Source organism: Bradyrhizobium sp., from assembly GCF_050014615.1.
Taxonomy (GTDB): domain Bacteria; phylum Pseudomonadota; class Alphaproteobacteria; order Rhizobiales; family Xanthobacteraceae; genus Bradyrhizobium.
The window spans coordinates 1-3,962 of record NZ_JBEKCZ010000317.1 but is presented as its reverse complement, the minus strand read 5'-3'; the positions used below and the strand labels follow the sequence as shown (position 1 = coordinate 3,962).

The window sequence follows — 3,962 nt, the reverse complement described above, 5'->3', positions numbered from 1 at the left end:
AGTGGCGAATGTTCGGGCCAGGCGGCTAATTCCGGCGGCGGCAGCCAAGGGCCGGGCGAAAACGGGAATGCCGGCTCGCGCGGCAATGCGTTGCAGACCGCGCTTAACCAGCGCACGATTGCCAACGAACTTGTGGCCGAGATCGACGGCTCGCTGTCGGATGCGCAAGCCGACCAATTGGCGCGACGTCACGGCCTCACGCGCCTGCAATCGCAAGATTTTCCGCTCATCGGCAGCACGATCGGCCTGTTCCGCGTTACCAATCGCCGCGCGGTAGAGACGGTGAGCCGTGAATTCGCCACCGAGGCCAGCGTTCGCTCGGTGCAGCCGAACTTCCGGTATGTCCTGCAGGAGCAGAAGGCGGAATTGACCGAGGGCGATCCTGCGCAATATGCGGTCGCGAAACTTCGACTGCCCCAGGCGCATACGCTGGCCCATGGCACCAACGTTACCATTGCCGTGATCGATTCCGGTATCGACGTCAACCACCCCGAACTCGCGAACGCGATCGTAGCCTCGTTCGATGCACTCGGCAGCAAGGAAGGCCCGCATGTCCATGGCACCGGCGTCGCCGGCGCGATCGTGGCGCATGCGCGGCTGATGGGGAGCGCGCCAGCCGCGCGGATTTTGGCGATCCGCGCTTTCGGCGCGGCGCCGAATGGTGCGGAGAGCACCTCCTATGTGATCCTCAAAGGGTTGGATTACGCCGCGGCGCATGGCGCAGAGATCGTCAATATGAGCTTCGCCGGTCCGAAGGATGCACTGATCGAGCGCGGTATCGCCGCGATGGCCGCCAGGGGTATCGTGATGGTGGCCGCCGCGGGCAATGCCGGGGCGAAATCGCCGCCGCTGTATCCTGCAGCCAACACCAACGTCATTGCGGTCAGCGCCACTGATGCCCAGGACCGGCTGTTTACCGCATCGAACCGGGGCAGCTACATCGCGATATCGGCGCCAGGCGTGGATATCTTCCTGCCGGCGCCTGACGCCAAATATCAGATGACGTCGGGCACTTCGTTTTCCGCCGCCTATGTCAGCGGCCTCGCGGCGCTGATGCTGGAGCGCAATGCCGCGTTGAAGCCGGACGAGGTGCGCGCGATCCTGATGAAGACGGCCCGTGATCTCGGTGCCGCTGGCCGCGACGATCTGTTCGGCGCCGGTGAAGCGGATGCCTATGCGGCGGTATCGGCCGTGGTCGCCGCACCGGCGGTGCCGGTCGCCGCGGTTCCAGAGGCGCCCGCCGTCAAAAGCGCTCCGGACCCGCAGGATGCTCCCGCGACGAGGGGGTTGGATCAGCCGGCGACCACCATGGCGTCCGGCAAGCCGGCCGATGACGCCCCGAAGCCCGAGGCGCAGTAGGTTTTCCTGCCCGAAATACCCCGCTTCAAAAGTTAAAAAAATCCAAAGCGCTTTGAACGTCCGCGGCCCTTGCCGCGACTTATCTATGTGGGAGCGGTAATCCCTCCCCATCGAGGCTGTATCTGGCGCGAGCGCCCATCCACCCCAAGCGCCCATATAGCTTGACCCGTCCGGTTGTCCCCCCGGACGGGTCTTTCGTTTCTGGCGATATTTCACCAAAGCCTGATGTCCGCGGCCACAAACTAAAGTCGCCGGCAGGACGCAATGCCGCCATGCCAGCGCGTCGCTTGACTGTGGATAGGAAGGAAAAGCCCGGGTTTCTACGGCTTTCTGCCGATGCATGGTGTCTGCTGGCGCTGTTCGCTGGACAAAATTAAAGTTTTCCACAAAATATCTCTGTCACGTCTGATTGATTCGTTCCGGTTGCGTCGGCGTCCGTTTTTCTCCTTGCGGGCTGGTTCATGACACATCGAGTCGACGTGGCACGTGGCCGCGACATTGTCGCGCGCTGGTGTGCTCTTGCTGAGCAGCGGCTGGAATATCTCACCGAATTGTTCGAAACCGGCCGTTGGCGCCGTTTTCACAGCGAACTCGCCTTTCTTGAGAACATCAGGGAGGCCAAGTCAGCGGTCGAAACCTGGCGCGATCTCTTGGTGCGAGAGGCCTCGCTCGACAATTCGGCGATCGACATGTCCTGGCTTGGCGGCACGGGAGCGACCACGCCGCCGCGCGGCAAGACGATCCACCATCAGGCCCGGCGGCTGTCGCCGGTGCCGATTCCCGGGCCGTCTCCACGGCAGAGCGTTGGGATGTCAGCGGAAGTCGTCCGCGTTTCGTCCGACGAAGCGCCTTCCGTGCCCGTGCTGGCAACACCGGCCTTGAGCGGTGTCGCTGAACTGTTGCCGGAAATCGACGCCATAGCGAGACGTTATCCGCTGCTGCGCAACGCACTGTAATCCTGTTCGCCCCGCATGGGCGGCAGGCGTGGAATCTATTTTCTCACCGCATTGGTGCCGATCATCACCTGAGCGAAGCGTTGGGCGCCCTCGGCGCACAGATCCGGCGTGATCGGCCTAGCGTGATCGAGTCCCACCACCGCGCCGCGCGGCGTCTCCGAAATCATGTTGTTGTCGACCAGCGCCGTGCCTGCGCCCGGCGTCACCGACACGCCGATGCCGACGAACGCCTTGCGGATCACGTTGCCTGAGATCACGACGTCGCGCAGATATTTGCCCCAGCCGGCGACGATCCCGAACGACGGCGCGTTTTCGATCACATTGCCGGACACCGATGTATCCGCCTCGACATAGATGCCGATGCCGGCATCGTCATCGGGCGCGGTGCCGATCGGCCGCTTCGGCAACAGATTGCGGATGATGTTGCCTTGCACGACCGCGAGGCGTCCGCCCTCGTTGAAATTGCAGACCGAAACCCCCAGCGCCGCGCCATCCACGGTGTTGTTGGCGATCACGGCACCCTCGAACGCAAATTCGGAATACAGCGCCACCTCCCGGACATCGCTGACGCTGTTGCCTGTGATCTGGATGTTGGACGCCGAATTGCCGCGCACCGCCGAATAATCGCAATTGCGGATGCGATTGCCGCGCACGATGACGTTGCCGGCGCGAAACGCGTTGATCGCGTTGCCGTATTGTCCGGAACCGCCGGGACCGGCCTTGATGTCCTCGATGCGGTTATCGAGCACCTGGGTGCCGTCGTCGCCGATGCTGGTGCGCAGGATCTCGATGCCGTTATCGTTGGTGCCGGTGATGGTGTTGCGCGTCACCAGCAAACCCTGCGCGTCGAACGAGACAATGGCCGTGGCCGCGATGCCCGTGATGATGTTGCCGCTGATATCGCCGGAGACGTTCTCGAACCAGATGCCGTTACCGCCGCTGCCGACGATTTCGCAATTGGTGATGCGGATATCGCGGCCGCCGAGGCAATGCACCAGGCCGCGCCGCGCGGGCAGCGGAATGCCGCTGCCGTCGAACGTGATGTTGTCAAGACCGATGCTGCCGGCGCCTTCGCCTGAAAGCATCGACGCGCCGCCGTTGAAGATGAGCCTGGTCGCGCCGCGCACGCCGATCAGTTGCGTACCGCTTTGCAGCCGAAGCATGGTGGTGCGATAGACCCCCGGCGGCAGTGCCAGCGGAACCTGTGCCCGCGCCGCGTCATCGATCGCGCGCTGCAAGGTCCTGGTCTGATCGTCGGGACTGCCGGGGTGGACGCCATATTGCGTGATATCGCGCCCGAGCGTGGAGGTCAGCGGCGCGGCACGCACCGCGTCAGGCGACATCGCCAGCGCGCCGGCAACGCCGGCCGCGGAGGCTCCGATCAGATGGCGGCGATCGATGTCCATGATGGCGTATTCCCGGCGGATGTGCGAACCGCGTCCGCCATGTTGGAGTAACGCAAAAATGCGGCGGCGCATGGTGAAGGCGGGGGCAGAACAAGGCGATAGTTGGGGGTAGGGTTAATCCTTCGGGCGGCCCGGTCAGTAGGGTGGGCAAAGGCGCGTTTGCGCCGTGCCCACCATCCTCGACGCAAATCAGATTGGTGGGCACGCGGAGCCTGTCATCGGGCGCGCGTTCGCGCGACCC

At 64.0% G+C, this 3,962-nt stretch carries 3 protein-coding genes; 2 read left to right on the top strand and 1 reads right to left on the bottom strand.

Features of this window, described 5'->3' with window-relative positions:
- Nucleotides 1-1,359, top strand: a 1,359-nt coding sequence (locus ABR948_RS28770; RefSeq protein ID WP_428124579.1) for a S8 family serine peptidase, incomplete at its 5' end; no start/stop codon positions are given.
- A 461-nt stretch (nt 1,360-1,820) separates the two neighbouring features.
- Nucleotides 1,821-2,315 (top strand): TIGR03809 family protein, encoded by a 495-nt coding sequence (locus tag ABR948_RS28765; RefSeq protein WP_428124577.1) that lies wholly within the window; start codon nt 1,821-1,823, stop codon nt 2,313-2,315.
- Between the two features lie 35 nt (nt 2,316-2,350).
- On the opposite strand, the gene ABR948_RS28760 is transcribed toward ABR948_RS28765, so the two are convergent.
- Nucleotides 2,351-3,721 carry a TIGR03808 family TAT-translocated repetitive protein gene (locus ABR948_RS28760; RefSeq protein ID WP_428124575.1) on the bottom strand — a complete coding sequence of 457 codons (1,371 nt, stop codon included), beginning with the start codon at nt 3,719-3,721 and terminating at the stop codon, nt 2,351-2,353.
- Between the last annotated feature and the right edge of the window lie 241 nt (nt 3,722-3,962).